The organism is Pseudomonas sp. GM17 (assembly GCF_000282175.2).
Taxonomy (GTDB): Bacteria; Pseudomonadota; Gammaproteobacteria; order Pseudomonadales; family Pseudomonadaceae; genus Aquipseudomonas; species Aquipseudomonas chlororaphis.
The window spans coordinates 268986-287035 of sequence record NZ_CP124732.1 but is presented as its reverse complement, the minus strand read 5'-3'; the positions used below and the strand labels follow the sequence as shown (position 1 = coordinate 287035).

The following is an 18050-nucleotide window of genomic DNA, read 5'->3' as shown; positions in this document are numbered from 1 at the left end:
TAACCGCTGTCACGCTGATCGGGGTACGTTGCGGGGCACCGAGCCTCTGGTATCCTCGCCGGCATGAAAAAATCTCTCCCTCTCAGCCTGATCGCGGCCCTCGGTGAAAACCGCGTGATCGGCGTCGACAACAGCATGCCCTGGCACTTGCCGGGGGATTTCAAATACTTCAAGGCCACCACCCTGGGCAAGCCGATCATCATGGGTCGCAAGACCTGGGATTCGCTGGGGCGTCCGCTGCCGGGGCGGCTGAATATCGTGGTCAGTCGCCAGGCCGACCTGCGGCTCGAAGGCGCCGAGGTGTACCCGTCGCTGGAAGCCGCGGTGGCGCGTGCCGAGGAGTGGGCGCTGGAGCAGGGCGTTACCGAGCTGATGCTGATCGGCGGTGCGCAGCTGTATGCCCAGGGCCTGGAGCAGGCCGATCGCCTGTACCTGACGCGCGTGGCGCTGAGCCCGGAGGGCGATGCATGGTTTCCGGAGTTCGACCTGAACCAGTGGCAACTGGTGTCGAACGTGCCGAACCGAGCGGAAGGGGACAAGCCGGCCTACAGCTTCGAGGTGTGGGAGAAGCGTTAAAAGCATCGCGGGCAAGCCTCGCTCCTACGGGGCCGAGGTCGAATCACATGACGTGATCAACTCAGGATCCGTAGGAGCGAGGCTTGCCCGCGATGACGTTCTAAAGGTCGCAGCCCTTAAGCCTGCGCCAGCTCCGCATGCTCATCGGCATCGAGCTTTTGCTTGTCGGTCTGCTGCATGATCTGGCTGGTGATCGCCCCGGCGGTCATCGAACCGCTGACGTTCAGCGCGGTGCGGCCCATGTCGATCAGCGGCTCCACGGAAATCAGCAGCGCCACCAGGGACACCGGCAAGCCCATGGCCGGCAGCACGATCAGCGCGGCGAACGTCGCGCCACCGCCCACTCCGGCCACACCGGCCGAACTCAAGGTCACTATCGCCACCAGGGTCGCGATCCACAGTGGGTCCAGCGGGTCGATGCCGACGGTCGGGGCCACCATGACCGCCAGCATGGCCGGGTACAGGCCGGCGCAGCCGTTCTGGCCGATGGTCGCGCCGAACGAGGCGGCGAAGCTGGCGATGGACTGCGGAATGCCCAGGCGGCTGGTCTGCGCCTCGATGCTCAGCGGGATGCTCGCGGCGCTGGAGCGGCTGGTGAAGGCGAAGGTCAGCACCGGCCAGACCTTGCGGAAGAAGCGCAGCGGGTTGATCCCGGCCAGCGAAACGAGCAGGCCGTGGACCACGAACATCAGGCCCAGGCCGATGTACGACACCACCACGAAACTGCCGAGCTTGATGATGTCCTGCAGGTTGGAGCTGGCGACCACCTTGGTCATCAGCGCCAGCACGCCGTAAGGGGTCAGCTTCATCACCAGGCGTACCAGGCGGGTGACCCAGGCTTGCAGGGTGTCGATGGCGTTGACCACTTTCTGGCCCTTGTCGGCGTCGTCCTTGAGCAACTGCAGGGCGGCGACGCCGAGGAAGGCGGCGAAGATCACCACGCTGATGATCGAGGTCGGCTTGGCCCGGGCCAGGTCGGCGAAGGGGTTCTGCGGAATGAACGACAGCAGCAGTTGCGGGATATTCAGGTCGGCGACCTTGCCCGCGTAATCGCTCTGGATCACCTGCAGGCGGGCCATTTCCTGGGTCCCGGCCACCAGCCCTTCGGCGGTCAGGCCGAACAGGTTGGTCAGGGCGATGCCGATCAGCGCGGCGATGGCGGTGGTGAACAGCAGGGTGCCGATGGTCAGGAAGCTGATCCGGCCCAGGGATGAGGCGTTGTGCAGGCGCGCCACGGCACTGAGGATCGAGGCGAACACCAGCGGGATCACGATCATCTGCAACAGTTGCACATAACCGTTGCCCACCAGGTCGAACCAGCCGATGGAGGTTTTCAGGACAGGGTTGCCGGCACCGTAGATGCCGTGCAGGGCAACACCGAAAACCACGCCCAGCACCAGCGCCAGCAGGACTTTCTTGGCCAGGCTCCAGGTGGTGTGACGGGTTTGTGCCAGGCCCAGCAGCAAGGCGAGGAACACCAGCAGGTTGAGGATCAGCGGCAGGTTCATTAAGGCTCCATAAGACTTGTGCCAATCGCTTATGACTGCGATTGCGAACCGGCAAGCCTAACAGCTTGATATCTAATGAATTAATATCAAAAACGCATTGGGACTGTCGTTTTTGGAATAAGCCGCTGACGTTCAGGCACATGCCGATGACGGGATCAGGACGCGGGCGGTCGCCCACAGGCGAGGATTGTCACAGCGATTTGTTAGCGTCGATCTCTTTAAATCAGGGAGAAAACGCCGATGAAACTCGCTCCGAAATTTCTGGTTGCCGCACTCTGCCTGGGCCTTGCCGGCCAGGCTCTCGCCACCGACTTGCAGCACTGGCCCGCGGACCAGGCCAAGCAACTGGACGCGATGATCGCGGCCAATGCCAACAAGGGTAACTACGCGGTGTTCGACATGGACAACACCAGTTACCGCTACGACCTGGAAGAGTCGCTGCTGCCGTTCATGGAGAACAAGGGCCTGATCACCCGCGAGACCCTCGACCCCTCCCTGAAGCTGATGCCGTTCAAGGACACCGCCGAGCACAAGGAAAGCCTGTTCAGCTATTACTACCGCCTCTGTGAAATCGACGACATGGTCTGCTACCCCTGGGTGGCGCAGGTGTTCTCCGGCTTCACCCTCAAGGAACTCAAGGGCTATGTCGACGAATTGATGGCCTCGGGCAAGCCGGTGCCGGCCACCTATTTCGAAGGCGACGTGGTCAAGAACACCGAGATCAATCCGCCGAAAATCTTCACCGGCCAGAAAGAGCTGTACAACAAGCTGATGGAGAACGGCATCGAGGTCTACGTGATGACCGCCGCCTCCGAGGAACTGGTGCGCATGGTCGCGTCCGATCCGAAGTACGGCTACAACGTCAAGCCGCAGAACGTCATCGGCGTGACCACCCTGCTCAAGGACCGCAAGAGCGGCGAGCTGACCACCGCGCGCAAGCAGATCACCGCCGGCAAGTATGACGAGAAGGCCAACCTCGGCCTGGAACTGACCCCTTACCTGTGGACCCCGGCGACCTGGATGGCCGGCAAGCACGCCGCGATCCTGACCTACATCGACGAATGGAAAAAACCGGTGCTGGTGGGCGGCGACACCCCGACCAGCGATGGCTACATGCTGTTCCACGGTGTCGACGTGGCCAAGGGCGGCATCCACCTGTGGGTCAACCGCAAGGACAAGTACATGGCCCAGATCAACGGCATGATGGCCAAGCACGCCGCGGCCCAGGCCAAGGAAGGGCTGCCGGTGACGGCGGACAAGAACTGGGTGATCGTCAAGCCGGAGGACATTCAGTAAGAACGGGTTGAATCCATCGCGGGCAAGCCTCGCTCCTACAGGATCAGTGCCGCCTGTAGGAGCGAGCGGGCGGCGATCCGACTTACCCGCGACAGGCCTCGCAGAGGCCGATCTCCAGACAAAAAAATGCCCCGCACTTGGCGGGGCATTTTCATTCAGTGGCTGGCAATCACAGACCGTCGAGCATCGCCTTGTTGCGCACCGCGCCCTTGTCGGCGCTGGTGGCCAGCAGGGCATAGGCTTTCAGGGCGGTGGTCACCTTGCGTGGGCGTTTTTCCACCGGCTTCCAGCCTTTCTTGTCCTGCTCGACGCGGCGGGCAGCCAGTTCTTCGTCGCTGACCAACAGGTTGATCGAGCGGTTCGGAATGTCGATCAGCACCTTGTCGCCGTCCTGTACCAGGCCGATGGCGCCGCCGGCGGCGGCCTCTGGCGAAGCATGGCCGATGGACAGGCCCGAGGTGCCGCCGGAGAAGCGGCCGTCGGTCAGCAGGGCGCAGGCTTTGCCCAGGCCCTTGGACTTCAGGTAAGAGGTCGGGTAGAGCATTTCCTGCATGCCCGGGCCGCCTTTCGGACCTTCGTAGCGAATGATGACGATGTCGCCTTCCTTCACTTCGTCGGCGAGGATGCCGCGCACCGCGCTGTCCTGGCTTTCGAAGATCTTCGCGTTGCCTTCGAAGACGTGGATCGACTCGTCGACGCCGGCGGTCTTCACCACGCAGCCGTCCAGGGCGATGTTGCCGTACAGCACGGCCAGGCCGCCTTCTTTCGAGTAGGCATGTTCGACGCTGCGGATGCAGCCGTTTTCACGGTCGTCGTCGAGGGTTTCCCAACGGGTCGACTGGCTGAACGCGGTCTGGGTCGGGATACCGGCCGGGCCCGCCTTGAAGAAGTGATGCACCGCTTCGTCGTTGGTCTGGGTAATGTCCCACTTGGCGATGGCTTCTTCCATGCTGCGGCTGTGCACGGTCGGCAGGTCGGTGTGCAGCAGGCCGCCGCGCGCCAGGGAGCCGAGGATGCTGAAGATGCCGCCGGCACGGTGCACGTCTTCCATGTGGTACTTCTGGATGTTCGGCGCCACCTTGCACAGTTGCGGCACGCTGCGGGACAGGCGGTCGATGTCGCGCAGGTCGAAATCGATCTCGGCTTCCTGGGCGGCGGCGAGCAGGTGCAGGATGGTGTTGGTCGAACCGCCCATGGCGATGTCGAGCATCATGGCGTTCTCGAACGCCTTGAAATTGGCGATGTTGCGCGGCAGCACCGACTCGTCGTTGTCGCCGTAGTAGCGCTTGCACAGCTCGACGATGGTGCGGCCGGCCTGCAGGAACAGCTGTTCGCGGTCGCTGTGGGTGGCCAGGGTCGAACCGTTGCCCGGCAGGGCCAGGCCCAGGGCCTCGGTCAGGCAGTTCATCGAGTTGGCGGTGAACATGCCGGAGCAGGAGCCGCAGGTCGGGCAGGCGCTGCGCTCGTACTCGGCGACCTTCTCGTCAGAAGCGCTGGAGTCGGCGGCGATCACCATGGCGTCGACCAGGTCGAGGCCGTGGGCGGCGAGCTTGGTCTTGCCGGCTTCCATCGGGCCGCCGGAGACGAAGATCACCGGGATGTTCAGGCGCAGGGCGGCCATCAGCATGCCGGGGGTGATCTTGTCGCAGTTGGAGATGCAGACGATGGCGTCGGCGCAGTGGGCGTTGACCATGTACTCCACGGAGTCGGCGATGATCTCGCGGCTCGGCAGCGAATACAGCATGCCGTCGTGGCCCATGGCGATGCCGTCATCCACGGCGATGGTATTGAATTCCTTGGCCACGCCGCCGGCGCGTTCGATTTCGCGGGCGACCAGCTGGCCCAGGTCCTTGAGGTGCACGTGGCCCGGGACGAACTGGGTGAAGGAGTTGGCAATGGCGATGATCGGCTTCTTGAAGTCGTCATCTTTCATCCCCGTGGCGCGCCACAGTGCGCGGGCGCCGGCCATGTTGCGGCCGTGGGTGGATGTTTTCGAACGGTAATCAGGCATGGAGCACTCCGGGCGGCTAATCAGGTAACAAATGGGGAGTGAGCTTCTATTGACCCCTGGAACACTCAGAAATGGCCGTGTGTCCTGAAGCTGCCGATGACGCCGCGGGATCGCCGCGCGCCTCAGCCTGAGCTCATAAACCCGCCGGGGGATGACTGGCGATGAATCTCGCGATTCTACACCGCTGGCGCCAGGAAGGAATGGTGCGAATGACCGGCAGTACGAACACGCAGGCCCCTGTAGGAGCGAGCTTGCTCGCGATCAGCCGCCAGGCTGAAATCCGGCGGCGCCTGCAAAATGGCTATCGCGAGCAAGCTCGCTCCTACAGGTCGATCGGGGCATCAGAGCCAGATGGCGTCCCATAGGGGGTAGTCGCCGATGCGCCGGACCAAACCAGCGCGCAGCGGGTTGGCGATAATGTAGCGGGCCATGGCTTTCAGGTCTTCGTCACGGCGCAGGGCCCGGTCGAAATAGCCTTTCTGCCAGACAGGTTGCGAACTGTTGCGGATGCGGTTGATAGCCCTGGCACTACGGGATTTGCTGCCTTGCATCAGCTTTGGCAAGTCGCCGCTGTGCAGTTCGATCAGCCAGTGGAAGTGATCCGGCATGACGACCCAGGCCAGAGATATGGCGGTATCCGACTGTTGAGCGTGCCTGAATTCATTGGCCAGCAAGCGGCCGAGGCGCCAGTCGTGAAAGATGGGCTCGCGGCATTGGGTGACGGCGGTGAGCAGGTAGATACGGCCTGATTCCGAATAACGACCGATGCGCAGACGATGGGCATGGGGAGTGTTGGACATTCCGTTGTCCTCTTCGATGGATGGAAGAGCAACGGTAGGTGCTGTGAAGAAGGCTGTCGTAGTGACAATGGGACTGGATGTATCTGTAGGAGCGAGCTTGCTCGCGAAAAAACATCAGGCACCGCGATCCGGCAGGACGGGCGCGTTATCGTTGACGTTTTTCGCGAGCAAGCTCGCTCCTACAGGTTTTGTGACGCCTTGTGTAGCGATTAGCTGTTAGGCAGCAGGCGGCAGGTGATGCTCTTGATGTAGCGGGTTTCCGGGATGGCCGGGTGCACCGGGTGGTCCGGGCCTTGGCCGCCGCGTTCCAGCAGTTGGATATTGCGGTCCAGGTGGCGGGCGCTGGTGAGCAGGATGTTCTGCAGGTCGTCTTCGGGCAGGTGCATCGAGCACGACGCGCTGACCAGGATGCCGTCCTTGCTGAGCAGGCGCATGGCCTGTTCGTTCAGGCGGCGGTAGGCGCCTTCGCCGTTCTTCAGGTCTTTCTTGCGTTTGATGAAGGCGGGCGGGTCGGCGACGATCACGTCGAAACGCTCTTCGGCGGCCTTGAGTTCTTTCAGGGCTTCGAACACGTCGCCTTCGATGCAGGTGACTTTCTCGGCGATGCCGTTGAGCGCGGCGTTGCGCTCGACACCGTCAAGGGCGAAACCCGAGGCATCGACGCAGAACACTTCGCTGGCACCGAAGGCGCCGGCCTGCACGCCCCAGCCGCCGATGTAGCTGAACAGGTCCAGTACGCGCTTGCCCTTGGCGTAAGGCGCCAGGCGGGCGCGGTTCATGCGGTGGTCGTAGAACCAGCCGGTCTTCTGGCCTTCCATCACCGGGGCCTCGAACTTCACGCCGTTCTCTTCCAGGGCGACCCACTCCGGCACCAGGCCGAACACGGTTTCCACGTAGCGGTTGAGGCCTTCGGCATCACGCGCGGCGGAGTCGTTCTTGAACAGGATGCCGCTTGGCTTGAGGACCTGGACCAGGGCGGCGATCACGTCGTCCTTGTGCTGTTCCATGGTCGCCGAAGCCAGCTGCACGACGAGGATGTCGCCGAAACGGTCGACCACCAGGCCCGGCAGCAGGTCGGAGTCGCCGTAGACCAGGCGGTAGAACGGCTTGTCGAACAGGCGTTCGCGCAGCGACAGGGCCACGTTCAGACGGTGTACCAGCAGCGACTTGTCCAGCGCCAGCTTGGCGTCGCGCGACAGCAGGCGGGCGCAGATCAGGTTGTTCGGGCTCATGGCGACGACGCCCAGCGGTTTGCCGCCGGCGGCTTCCAGCACTGCCTGGTCGCCTGCCTTGAAGCCGTGGAGTGGGGTGGCGGCTACATCGATTTCGTTGCTGTAGACCCACAGGTGGCCGGCGCGCAGGCGGCGATCGGCGTTGGCTTTGAGGCGCAGGCTTGGCAGGGACATGACGTCGCTCCGGAAAAAAGAGCGGGAGTATAACGTGTTGCGCTCGCCGAGAGGCTGGCGAGTGGATATGCGGTGACAGGGCAAACCCGCCGTGGATATCCCGCGCCGGCCCGGCATTGCCCCGAGGCGCCCGTTGTAAAGTTCCTTTCGGCTGGCCATGGGCGCCATCTAAAGGGTTAGAATCGCCGCCTAGCCCAGAGTGCGTACCTATGTCCCAAGCGATGTCCCAAGAGCTTTCCGCCGAACAGATTCAACAGGCCCTGCAAGGCATCAGCGTGCCGCCCCAACCGCAGATCATGGTGGATTTGCAGATGGAGCAGTACATGCCCGACCCTGACCTGGAAGTGATCGCGCGGCTGATCTCCCAGGACCCGGGCCTTTCCGGCGCCCTGCTGAAAATCGTCAACTCGCCGTATTACGGGCTGAGCAACAAGATCGCCTCGATCCAGCGCGCGGTGAACCTGCTGGGCAGCCGTTCGATCATCAACCTGATCAACGCGCAGTCGATCAAGGGCGAGATGAGCGACGAAACCATCGTCACCCTCAACCGCTTCTGGGACACCGCCCAGGATGTGGCGATGACCTGCCTGACCCTGGCCAAGCGCACCGGCTCGCAAGCGGTCGACGAGGCCTATGCCCTGGGCCTGTTCCACGATTGCGGCGTGCCGCTGATGCTCAAGCGCTTCCCCGACTACATGACGGTGCTGGAAGAGGCCTACGCCAGCGCGGGCCCCGAGAACCGCGTGGTGGATACGGAAAACCGTGCGTTCAATACCAACCACGCGGTGGTCGGTTACTACACGGCCAAGTCCTGGCGCCTGCCGGAGCACGTGACCAATGCCATCGCCAATCACCACAACGCCCTGGCGATCTTCAGCGACGAGTCGTCGCGCAACAGCCAGTTGAAGAACCTGCTGGCGATCCTGAAAATGGCCGAGCATATCTGCGCGTCCTACCGGGTGCTGGGCAATCAGGTCGATGATCATGAATGGAACAGCATCGGCCATCTGATCCTCGATTACGTCGGTCTGTCCGACTACGACTTCGAGAACCTCAAGGAAACCGTACGCGAACTGGGCGCGCACTGATTCCCGACCACGTTATAGAGAACACGAGGCGCACATGCCTGAATTACCGGAAGTCGAAACCACCCGGCGCGGTATCGCGCCGCACCTGGAAGGGCAGCGCGTCAGCCGCGTGATCGTGCGCGAGCGGCGCCTGCGCTGGCCGATTCCGGAGGACCTCGATGTGCGCCTGTCCGGCCAGCAGATCGTCAAGGTCGAGCGCCGCGCCAAGTACCTGCTGATCAATGCCGAAGTCGGCACCCTGATCAGTCACCTGGGCATGTCGGGCAACCTGCGCCTGGTGGAGGTCGGCTTGCCGGCGGCCAAGCACGAGCACGTCGACATCGAGCTGGAGTCCGGCCTGGCCCTGCGCTACACCGACCCGCGGCGCTTTGGCGCGATGCTCTGGAGCCTGGACCCGCTCAACCACGAGCTGCTGATCCGCCTGGGGCCGGAGCCGCTGACCGACCTGTTCGACGGCGAGCGCCTGTATCAGTTGTCGCGGGGACGTTCGATGGCGGTCAAACCGTTCATCATGGACAACGCGGTGGTGGTGGGGGTGGGCAATATCTACGCGACCGAAGCGCTGTTCGCCGCCGGCATCGACCCGCGTCGCGAAGCCAAGGGGATTTCCCGGGCGCGCTACCTGAAGCTGGCGATCGAGATCAAGCGCATCCTGGCCGCGGCCATCGAGCGCGGCGGCACCACCCTGCGCGACTTTATCGGCGGCGACGGGCAGCCGGGTTATTTCCAGCAGGAACTGTTCGTCTACGGGCGCGGCGGGGAACACTGCAAGGTCTGTGGCACGGGGCTGCGGGAGATCAAGCTGGGGCAGCGTGCGAGCGTGTTCTGCCCTAAATGCCAGAGCTGATCGCCTGTAGCCGCTGCCGAAGGCTGCGATAGGTCCGTAGGACCTGTGGCGATCTTACTGGCGTCGCGGCCGTTTCGGCCGATCGCAGCCTTCGGCAGCGGCTACGGTCGCAAGTCTCGATGGCTGTGTTATGCCTTGCCGGTGATCTTCCGGTACTTGGCCATCAACTCTTCTTCGGTTTCCGGGTGGGCCTCGTCCAGCGGGATGCAATCCACCGGGCAGACCTGCTGGCATTGCGGCTCGTCATAGTGGCCGACGCATTGGGTGCACAGGTTCGGGTCGATCACGTAGATCTCTTCGCCTTGAGAGATCGCGGCGTTCGGGCACTCGGGTTCGCAGACGTCGCAGTTGATGCAATCGTCGGTGATGATCAGGGACATGGGGCACTCCGGCCGGGGCGGCGGGCCCAGGCATTTGAAAAACCAATGGCGCAATTGTGCCGCATTGGCGAGCGCAGTGCACGCGGGCGCGATGGGAGGGGCGTTTGCAGGTCGACTGCGCGGGAGCTGGCGCGGGCTGCGCCAGCTCCCGCGGGGGTTATTTCTTGAAGCGCAGGGTCAGGGCGTCGGCCACGGCCGGATGCACGAACTTGCTGATATCGCCGCCCAATGCCGCGATTTCCCGGACCAGGGTCGAGGAAATGAACGAATAACGCTCCGACGGCGTGAGGAACAGGCTTTCCACGTCCGGCGCCAGTTGGCGGTTCATGTTGGCCAGCTGGAATTCGTATTCGAAGTCCGAAACCGCCCGCAGCCCCCGCAGGAAGACATTGGCGTTCTGCTCCTTGGCGAAATGCGCCAGCAGCGTGGAAAAACCGACGACTTCAACGTTCGGCAGATGCTTGGTGACCTCGCGAGCCAGTTCCACACGCTGTTCCAGGGGAAAAAGCGGGTTTTTCTTCGGGCTGGCGGCGACGGCGATGATCACATGATCGAACAGGCGCGAGGCGCGTTCGACCAGATCGCCATGGCCCTTGGTAATAGGGTCGAAGGTACCTGGGTACAACACTCGGTTCATCGCGTCGTCCTGGCGGGAGTCCGTTGGGGAGTCGGATGGTATCGCAGCCTTTCCGGTCGGCCAAGTCGCCTGTAACGGAAGAAAGCACTATAGACGACGAAAATAAGCGGCGTTTTCACCCGCTTTTCAGCCGTTCGGCCAGGGCCGTGGCCAGTTGCGCAGTCAGGCCGTAGACCGACAATTGCGGATTGGCGCCGATGCTGGTGGGGAACAGCGAACCGTCGTGGATCGACAGATTGGCCAGTTGGTGATGCCGGCCCAGGCTGTCGGCGACGGCGTTTTTCGGGTCTTCGCCCATGGCGCAACCGCCCATCACATGGGCGCTGCCCAGGCGGGTGCGGTACAGCGCAAGGTTCAGGCCGTCGATCAGTGTCTTGGCTTCGGCCAGGGTCTTCACGTAGCGGGCATCGCTGTGCATCGGCATGACCGCCTTGGCGCCGCCGGCGAACTGGATCTGCGCCATGCTGTGAAAGGCCCGGCGCACGCCATCCCAGGCGTAATCCGAGACCTGATAGTCGAGCACCGGCGAGCCATCGCCGCGCAGTTCCACGCTGCCGCCGCTGCTGTCCGGGTGAAAACCGTCGCGCAGCAGCGCGAGCATGGCATGGGTATGGGGCAACTGCTGCATGTTCAAGGCGCTCTGCGGGCCGAAACCGCCGAGCAGGGTGGCGGCCAGCGCCGGTTGCAGCGGCGGCACCTCGAGTTTGTAGGACATTTTGCCGGTGGTGCCGTCCAGCCACTGGAAATGGTCGGAGTAGATCGACTGCGGCGCCCCGTAAAAGGGGTTGATCACCTGGTCGAACTGCCCGGCGGAAAAATTCACCAGGTGCAGGAAGGTGCGTTTGCCCAGGCGCTTGTGCGGGTCGGCCGCGTCGGAGCGCAGCAGCAGGGCCGGGCTGTTGATCCCGCCACCGGCCAGCACATAGTGCCGGGCCTTGACCTTGATGGTGCGCCCGGTGGGCGCCACGCAGCGCTCGTCCATGGCCAGGCAGAGCAGGCTTTCGACCTGGTCACCCTTGATCTGCAGGCGCTCGGCGCGGGCCAGGTACAGCAGCTCGCCGCCTTTCTCCAGGGTCGCGGGAATGGTGGTGACCATCATCGACTGCTTGGCGTTGGTCGGGCAGCCCATGCCGCAATAGCCGAGGTTCCAGCAGCCGCGCACGTTGCGCGGGATCACGTGCCAGCTGTAGCCGAGTTTCTCGCAGCCGATCCTGATCACGTCGTTGTTGGCGTTGGGCGGCATGATCCACGGGGCGATCCCCAGGCGTTGCTCCATCTTCGCGAACCAGGGGGCCATCTCGGCCGGGCTGTGGCCCTTGACGTCGTGCTCCTTGGCCCAGTGCTCCAGGGTCGGCTCAGGGGTACGGAAGCTGGACGTCCAGTTGATCAGGGTGGTGCCGCCGACCGCCCGGCCTTGCAGGATGGTGATGGCGCCATCCTTGCTCATGCGGCCGATGCCTTCCTGATAGAGGCTGGCGTAGGCCTGGTCCTCGAGCATCTTGAAGTCGTCGCTGGTCTTGAGTGGCCCTTCCTCGATCAGCAGCACCTTGTAGCCGGCGGCGCTGAGGATCTCGGCGGTGGTGCCGCCGCCCGCGCCGCTGCCGATGATGGCGACATCCGCTTCGAGGGTCAGGTCCTCCTGCAATTGCGCGCCGTTGTAGGTTTTCCAGCCTCGGGCCAGGCCTTCGCGAAACAGATCGGGTACAGGCATATCAGGCACTCTCTAGTTGTTCTGGGGCTTCTGGGTGCTTGTGTAGCCGCTGCCGAAGGCTGCGACAAGGTCCGTAGGACCTTCCGAGGGCTTCAGGAGCGCGTCTCCTGCGGAGCCGATCGCAGCCTTCGGCAACGGCTACAGAGCGAGCAGTCTTCAGATCCTGGGTGGCCCGGGATAACCGCAATGGGCCCAGGATTCGGGACGGCTGTACCAGGCCATCATCACCAGTTGCAGCAGGGACGCGTGGCCCATGCGCAGCAGGCTGAGGGAGCTGTTTTCCCAGCGCTTGAGAAACTGGCGGATGTCTTCGGCGCTGGCGTTTTCCCAACTGCCCCAGATGCCGGTCAGGGGGCCGCGCGTGATGCCCATGCCCAGCACGTCGAACAGCTGCTGGGTGAGCTTGAGCATTTCCGGCGACAGGTGGTCGAGGCTGTAATCCAGGCTTTTCAGGGTGGCGTCGAGCGCCGCCGGCAACTTCTCGGCGGCCACGGCACCGTCGAGCATGACTGGGAGCAGCGCCCGCAGAATCGGCAGGTCGCTGCTGCGCAATGCGGCAAAGCCGCTGGCAGGGGTGCTGGACGAGCAACCGCTGAGGCTGGCGCCGAGGCCGGCGGTGGTCAGGAACGCGCTGGCGCACAGGCCGATTTTCAACAGGCCACGGCGCGACAGTACGGGTGCGGCAGGCAGGCTGGGAGTCATTATTGTTATTACCCGCAATGGTCTGGTTAACGGATGAACAGCTTCTGGATCAGCTTCTGGATCGGTTTGCCATAGGGCGGGTAGATCAGCCGCGCGGCATTCAGGCGCTGCTTGCTCAGCACTCCCTTGGCCTTGCTGAAGGTCAGGAAACCCTCGTGACCGTGGTAATGGCCCATGCCCGAGTGGCCGATGCCGCCGAACGGCATGTCGTCCTGGGCGACGTGCAGCAGGGTGTCGTTGAGGCAGACCCCGCCCGAGTGGGTTTCGTTGAGTACCCGGCCCTGCTCGGCCTTGTCGTAGCCGAAGTAATAGAGCGCCAGCGGGCGAGGGCGCTGGTTGATGTAGGCGAAGGCCTGGTCCAGGCCGGTGTAGGGCACGATCGGCAGGATCGGGCCGAAGATCTCATCCTGCATCACCGTCATGTCGTCGCTGACATTCAGCATCAGGCTGTGGCCCATGCGCCGTTCCTGGTTCTCTTCGAACAGCGGGATCAGCAGCGCGCCCTTGCTGGTGGCGTCGCTGATGTAGCTGTTCAGGCGCGCCAGCTGCCGTGGGTTGATGATCGCGGTGTAGTCGGGGTTGTCGACCAGGGTCGGGAAGAAACCACGGACCACCTGGCGATAGACGTCGACGAAGGCGCCGACGCGGTGTTCCGGGACCAGCACGTAGTCCGGGGCGACGCAGGTCTGGCCGGCGTTCATGGTCTTGCCGAAGGCGATGCGTTCGGCGGCGTCCTTGAGCGGTACGTCGTCGGACACGATGGCCGGAGACTTGCCGCCCAGCTCCAGGGTCACCGGGGTCAGGTTTTCCGCCGCGGCGCGCATCACATGCTTGCCGATGCTGGTGGCGCCGGTGAACAGCAGGTGATCGAAGGGCAACCGGGAGAAGGCCACGCCCACGTCGGCTTCGCCCAGCACCACGGCGACCAGGTCCTCGGGGAACGCCTTGGCCAGCAGGCGCTTGAGCAGCAGGCCGGTGGCGGGGGTCGACTCGCTGAGCTTGAGCAGCACCCGGTTGCCGGCGGCGAGCGCGCCCACCAGCGGGCCGATGGCCAGGTACAAGGGGTAGTTCCACGGCACGATCACCCCCACCACGCCCAATGGCTGGTAGACGACCTTGGCCGAGGCCGGCTGGAAGGCCACGGCGACCTTGCGCCGCGAAGGTTTCATCCAGCCCTTGAGGTGTTTGCTGGCGTAGTGGATGCCATGCAGGCTGGGCATGATTTCGGCGAGCAGGGTTTCGTCGGCGCTGCGATGGCTGAAATCTTCGCTGATGGCATCGATCAGGGCCTGGCGTTCGCTGTCGAGCAGTTCGCGCAGGCTCTTGAGCCATTGCTGGCGCTGGGCGGCGGGCGGCATGGGGTTGGCCGCGAAGGCCTGGCGCTGGGCGGCGAACAGACGGTGGAGCTCATCCAGCTGCTGGTGGGCTTCCGGCAAGTAGGCGATTTCGGCAGACATGGGCGGCTCCGGTTTTTGTGGGTTGGAGGTTTTTAGAGTTTATACTCTAAAATGTCAAATGACATCCCGGGCCGGCTTTGATTTATCCCGTTGGGGATAGGTCGTAAGATGCCGGGCAACGCCTTCTCGATTAAAGCCCACGCTCATGGCCCCACGCATAAAAACCCGCGAACGTATCGTCCAGAACAGCCTGGAGCTGTTCAACCAGCAAGGCGAACGCAGTGTCAGCACCAATCACATTGCGGCCCACATGGAGATTTCGCCGGGCAACCTGTATTACCACTTCCCCAACAAGCAGGCGATCATCGCCGTGCTGTTCTGCGAGTACGAAGCCCTGGTCGACAGCTTCCTGCGCCTGCCCCAGGGCCGTACCGTGACCGTCGAGGACAAGCGCTATTACCTGCAGGAGCTGCTGGCCGCCATGTGGCGCTATCGCTTCTTGCACCGTGACCTGGAACACCTGCTCGACAGCGACGCCGAACTGGCCGCCCGTTATCGGCGCTTCTCCCAGCGCTGCCTGATCCACGGCATGGTGATCTACGAAGGTTTCGTCGAGGCCGGCATCCTGCGGATGGACAAGGTGCAGATCGAATCCCTGACCCTCAATGCCTGGATCATCCTTACCTCCTGGGTGCGTTTTTTGTGCACCACCCGGGAAAACTCCGCGCACCTGAGCGAAGAAGCCATCAAGCGCGGTGTGTACCAGGTGCTGGTGCTGGAGGCCGGATTTGTCACCGACCACGCCCGGGAGGCGGTCGACGCGCTATACGACGAGTTTTACGTGCCCCTGGGGCAAGCTCTGGAAGAAGTGCAGTAGGATCTGGATCAAGTCATCGTTCAATTACTGGAGCCCGTCATGCCCATCGCGCAACTGATCAGTCCACAGCAATTGGCCGCTCGCCTGGAGCAGCCCGGGCTGGTGATTCTCGATTGTCGTTTTGCCCTGGAAGACCCGGATTACGGCCAGCGCAGTTATGCCGGGGGGCATCTGGCCGGCGCGCATTTTGCCGATCTGGAACGCGACCTCAGTGGCCGGGTGGTCAAGGGCGTGACCGGGCGCCATCCGTTGCCCGAACCGGCGACGCTGGTCGCGCGCCTGCAAGCCTGGGGCATCGACGCCGACAGCGACATCGTGCTTTACGACGACGGCCCCGGTGCCTATGCCGCCCGCGCCTGGTGGCTGCTGGCCTGGCTGGGCAAGCGCGACGGCGTATTCATTCTCGACGGCGGCTTGAAAGCCTGGCACGCCGCGGGCCTGCCATTGAGCCTGGATCCACCGACCAATGTCCTCGGCCACTTCACTGGCCTGCCCGACAAAACCCTGTTGTTGAGTGCCGAGCAACTGCAAAAGCGCCTCGGCCAGCCGACCCTGACCCTGCTCGACGCCCGCGGCCAGCCACGTTTTCGCGGCGAGGTGGAGCCGATCGACCCGGTGGCCGGGCATATCCCCGGTGCGCAATGCGCGGCTTTCACCGACAACCTGGACAGCGACGGCCGTTTTCTGCCGGCCGATCAGCTCAAGAAGCGCTTTGCCGCGAAGCTGGGCGAGCGTTCGCCGAGCGAACTGGTGGCGTACTGCGGCTCGGGCGTGACCGCCTGTCACAACCTGTTCGCCCTGTGCCTGGCCGGTTATCCCCTGGGCAGGCTGTATGCCGGCTCCTGGAGCGAATGGATCACCGATCCGCAGCGCGCGGTCGCCACCGGCGACTGAGGCCCCTCACCGTAGGAGCTGTTTCAGAGGGACTGGCGGGCGCTGCGATAGGCCGCCGGCCCCACGCCGTAGACCTGCTTGAACTGCCGGCTCAGATGGCTCTGGTCGGCGAACCCCAATTGTGTCGCCACTTCCAGCGGCAGGCAGCCGTCGCGCAGCAGTGCCCGGGCCTGGGCGATGCGCTGTTGCATCAGCCAGGTGTGCGGCGGCATGCCGGTGGCGCGGCGGAACACCCGGGCGAAATGGAACGGCGAGAGATTCACCGCCGCGGCCAGTTCCTCCAGGGAGGGCGGGGCCGCCAGCTGCGCTTGCAGCAACTCCTTGGCCTGGACGATCGCCCGGTGTTCCCGCCCGGGTTTGCCCGGCGCCTTGATCCCGGCGTGACGCCGCAGCAGCAAGAGCATCATTTCCCGCCACAGGGTCTGTTGTTGCAGGGCGGTGGCCGGGCTTTCCAGCAGTTGATGCAACTGGCAGAAACCGCTGACCAGATCGGGGTCGCGATACAGCGTAGCGCCGAAGGCCGGCAGGCTGTCGGTGGGTAGTTCCAGCTCGCCGAGCATGGCGAGGATCTGCGCGTTGTCCGGATAAAACGCCCGGTACAGCCAGCCGTCCTCGGTGCCTTTGTGGCCGGTGTGCAGCTCGTCCGGGTTGATCAGCACCAGGGTGCCACGCCCCGCCAGATGCTCGGCGCCGCGATAACGGTAGCGCTGGGCGCCGTCCATGATCATGCCGATCACATAGCCGTCATGCACATGGGGCACGAAGCGATGCTCGATGTAGCGCGCGGCCAGCAACTCCACGCCGGCCAGGGGCGCGGTCTGCCAGAAACGGATCGACTCGCCCTGGCCGCCGTTCATCGCAACTCGCCCCCCAGGTTGGACAGCCACTGGGGAATGCGCCGTTCCAGGTAATAACCCGGCGTCTTCACCGAACCCTCGACAAAACCGACGTGCCCACCCTTGGCCTGCAGCTCGAGGTGGGTGCTGTCGGACAGCTCACCGGCTTCCGGCAGGCTGTGGGGGAATACGAAAGGATCGTCCGCGGCCTGGATGATCAGGGTTTGTGTGCGGATTTCCCCGAGGAAATACCGGCTGGAGGCACGCCGGTAATAATCCTGGGCGTCGGCAAAGCCATTCAGCGGCGCGGTGACCCGGCCGTCGAAGTCCCAGAAGGTGCGCATCTTCTCCAGTGGCCCCAGCCGCTCCAGCACGGCCAGGCCCTCATGGCGCCCGTCGTGCTGGAACTGGCGTTGCTTGTCCTTGATGTAGGCCAACATCTCGCGCATGAAATGCGCCTGGTAGACCTTGGAAAACCCCTGGCCGATGCGGTCGGCGCACTGGTCCAGGCGAAACGGCACCGATACCGCGACGGCGCCTTGCAGCTGGCTGGCGCTGCCGCTTTCCCCCAGGTGCTTGAGCAATACATTGCCGCCCAGCGAGTAGCCCACCGCGAACAGCGGGGCCTGCGGGCGTTTGCTGCGCAGGTGGTCGATGGCGGCGGCCAGGTCTTCGCTGGCCCCCGAGTGATAGCTGCGCGGCAGCAGGTTGGGTTCGCCCGAGCAGCCGCGCCAGTTCAACGCCGCGCTGGCCCAGCCCTGGCCCGCCAGGGCCTTTTGCAGGCCGGCCACGTAAGGCGAGTTGGAAGAGCCGGTCAGGCCGTGCAGCACCAGCACCAGGGGCGCGGTAGCGGAGTGCGGGCCGTGCCAGTCGAGATCGAGAAAGTCGCCGTCGTCGAGCCACAGGCGTTCGCGCTGGCGTTCGAGGTGAGTGGTCTTGCGCCATAGCGGGCCCCACAGGGTCTGCAGGTGCGGGTTGCCGAGGCCGAAGGCGGGAATGAAACGATCTGACGGAATAGGCACGGTGATTCTCGTAGCAGCGGTGCGCGTCCCCGGCGGGGTTGCGCACCTTTTCAGGCCAGTGG

17 protein-coding genes are annotated in these 18050 nt (G+C 64.0%); 6 read left to right on the top strand and 11 right to left on the bottom strand.

All coding sequences use genetic code 11. From position 1 onward, the window contains the following. Positions 1-63: 63 nt before the first annotated feature. On the top strand, positions 64-576 hold the full coding sequence (locus tag PMI20_RS01305; protein ID WP_007921268.1) for a dihydrofolate reductase: 513 nt from the start codon (positions 64-66) through the stop codon (positions 574-576). A gap of 116 nt (positions 577-692) precedes the next feature. Here PMI20_RS01305 and PMI20_RS01300 read toward each other — a convergent pair whose 3' ends face one another. After that, positions 693-2084: an L-cystine transporter gene (locus PMI20_RS01300; RefSeq protein WP_007921267.1), complete on the bottom strand. Its 1392-nt coding sequence runs from the start codon at positions 2082-2084 to the stop codon at positions 693-695. A 240-nt stretch (positions 2085-2324) separates the two neighbouring features. On the opposite strand from PMI20_RS01300, the gene PMI20_RS01295 reads away from it, so the two are divergent. Then, the gene (locus tag PMI20_RS01295; RefSeq protein ID WP_007921266.1) at positions 2325-3380 is read left to right on the top strand and encodes an HAD family hydrolase; all 1056 of its coding nucleotides are present in this window, start codon (positions 2325-2327) and stop codon (positions 3378-3380) included. 169 nt (positions 3381-3549) lie between these two features. Here the strand turns inward: PMI20_RS01295 and ilvD are convergent, their stop codons facing one another. The 3 genes from ilvD to PMI20_RS01280 all read right to left on the bottom strand — a co-directional run bounded on the left by ilvD (position 3550) and on the right by PMI20_RS01280 (position 7597). After that, entirely contained in the window at positions 3550-5391 is a 1842-nt protein-coding gene (gene ilvD, locus PMI20_RS01290; RefSeq protein WP_007921265.1) for a dihydroxy-acid dehydratase, read from the bottom strand. Between the two features lie 341 nt (positions 5392-5732). Beyond that, positions 5733-6191, bottom strand: coding sequence for an REP-associated tyrosine transposase (locus PMI20_RS01285; protein WP_007921264.1), 459 nt, complete (start codon positions 6189-6191; stop codon positions 5733-5735). Positions 6192-6400: 209 nt separating this feature from the next. Then, positions 6401-7597, bottom strand: coding sequence for a class I SAM-dependent rRNA methyltransferase (locus PMI20_RS01280; RefSeq protein ID WP_007921262.1), 1197 nt, complete (start codon positions 7595-7597; stop codon positions 6401-6403). 275 nt (positions 7598-7872) lie between these two features. Between PMI20_RS01280 and PMI20_RS01275 the strand changes: the two genes are divergently transcribed. Further along, positions 7873-8685 (top strand): HDOD domain-containing protein, encoded by an 813-nt coding sequence (locus tag PMI20_RS01275; RefSeq protein WP_164485824.1) that lies wholly within the window; start codon positions 7873-7875, stop codon positions 8683-8685. Between the two features lie 34 nt (positions 8686-8719). Continuing rightward, positions 8720-9532 carry a bifunctional DNA-formamidopyrimidine glycosylase/DNA-(apurinic or apyrimidinic site) lyase gene (gene mutM, locus PMI20_RS01270; protein ID WP_007921258.1) on the top strand — a complete coding sequence of 271 codons (813 nt, stop codon included), beginning with the start codon at positions 8720-8722 and terminating at the stop codon, positions 9530-9532. A gap of 128 nt (positions 9533-9660) precedes the next feature. On the opposite strand, the gene PMI20_RS01265 is transcribed toward mutM, so the two are convergent. From PMI20_RS01265 to PMI20_RS01245, 5 genes are all read right to left on the bottom strand, one after another. After that, entirely contained in the window at positions 9661-9912 is a 252-nt protein-coding gene (locus tag PMI20_RS01265) for a YfhL family 4Fe-4S dicluster ferredoxin (protein ID WP_007921257.1), read from the bottom strand. A 157-nt stretch (positions 9913-10069) separates the two neighbouring features. Then, a complete protein-coding gene (gene coaD / locus PMI20_RS01260; protein WP_003229157.1) occupies positions 10070-10549 on the bottom strand; it encodes a pantetheine-phosphate adenylyltransferase in 480 nt (159 codons plus the stop codon). Positions 10550-10664: 115 nt separating this feature from the next. Further along, positions 10665-12260 (bottom strand): GMC family oxidoreductase, encoded by a 1596-nt coding sequence (locus PMI20_RS01255; protein ID WP_007921255.1) that lies wholly within the window; start codon positions 12258-12260, stop codon positions 10665-10667. Positions 12261-12416: 156 nt separating this feature from the next. Beyond that, positions 12417-12962: a hypothetical protein gene (locus PMI20_RS01250; protein WP_007921252.1), complete on the bottom strand. Its 546-nt coding sequence runs from the start codon at positions 12960-12962 to the stop codon at positions 12417-12419. 26 nt (positions 12963-12988) lie between these two features. Then, entirely contained in the window at positions 12989-14419 is a 1431-nt protein-coding gene (locus tag PMI20_RS01245; RefSeq protein ID WP_007921244.1) for a coniferyl aldehyde dehydrogenase, read from the bottom strand. A gap of 145 nt (positions 14420-14564) precedes the next feature. On the opposite strand from PMI20_RS01245, the gene PMI20_RS01240 reads away from it, so the two are divergent. Together PMI20_RS01240 and PMI20_RS01235 are read left to right on the top strand one after the other, a co-directional pair. Beyond that, on the top strand, positions 14565-15236 hold the full coding sequence (locus tag PMI20_RS01240; RefSeq protein WP_007921228.1) for a TetR/AcrR family transcriptional regulator: 672 nt from the start codon (positions 14565-14567) through the stop codon (positions 15234-15236). Between the two features lie 39 nt (positions 15237-15275). Further along, complete coding sequence (locus PMI20_RS01235) at positions 15276-16130, top strand: sulfurtransferase (protein WP_007921227.1); 855 nt, start codon at positions 15276-15278, stop codon at positions 16128-16130. A gap of 23 nt (positions 16131-16153) precedes the next feature. Here PMI20_RS01235 and PMI20_RS01230 read toward each other — a convergent pair whose 3' ends face one another. Beyond that, positions 16154-16987, bottom strand: coding sequence for an AraC family transcriptional regulator (locus tag PMI20_RS01230; RefSeq protein WP_007921226.1), 834 nt, complete (start codon positions 16985-16987; stop codon positions 16154-16156). Next, the gene (locus PMI20_RS01225; RefSeq protein ID WP_007921225.1) at positions 16984-17988 is read right to left on the bottom strand and encodes a hydrolase; all 1005 of its coding nucleotides are present in this window, start codon (positions 17986-17988) and stop codon (positions 16984-16986) included. The genes PMI20_RS01230 and PMI20_RS01225 overlap by 4 nt, the downstream gene beginning before the upstream one ends. Positions 17989-18050 lie beyond the last annotated feature (62 nt).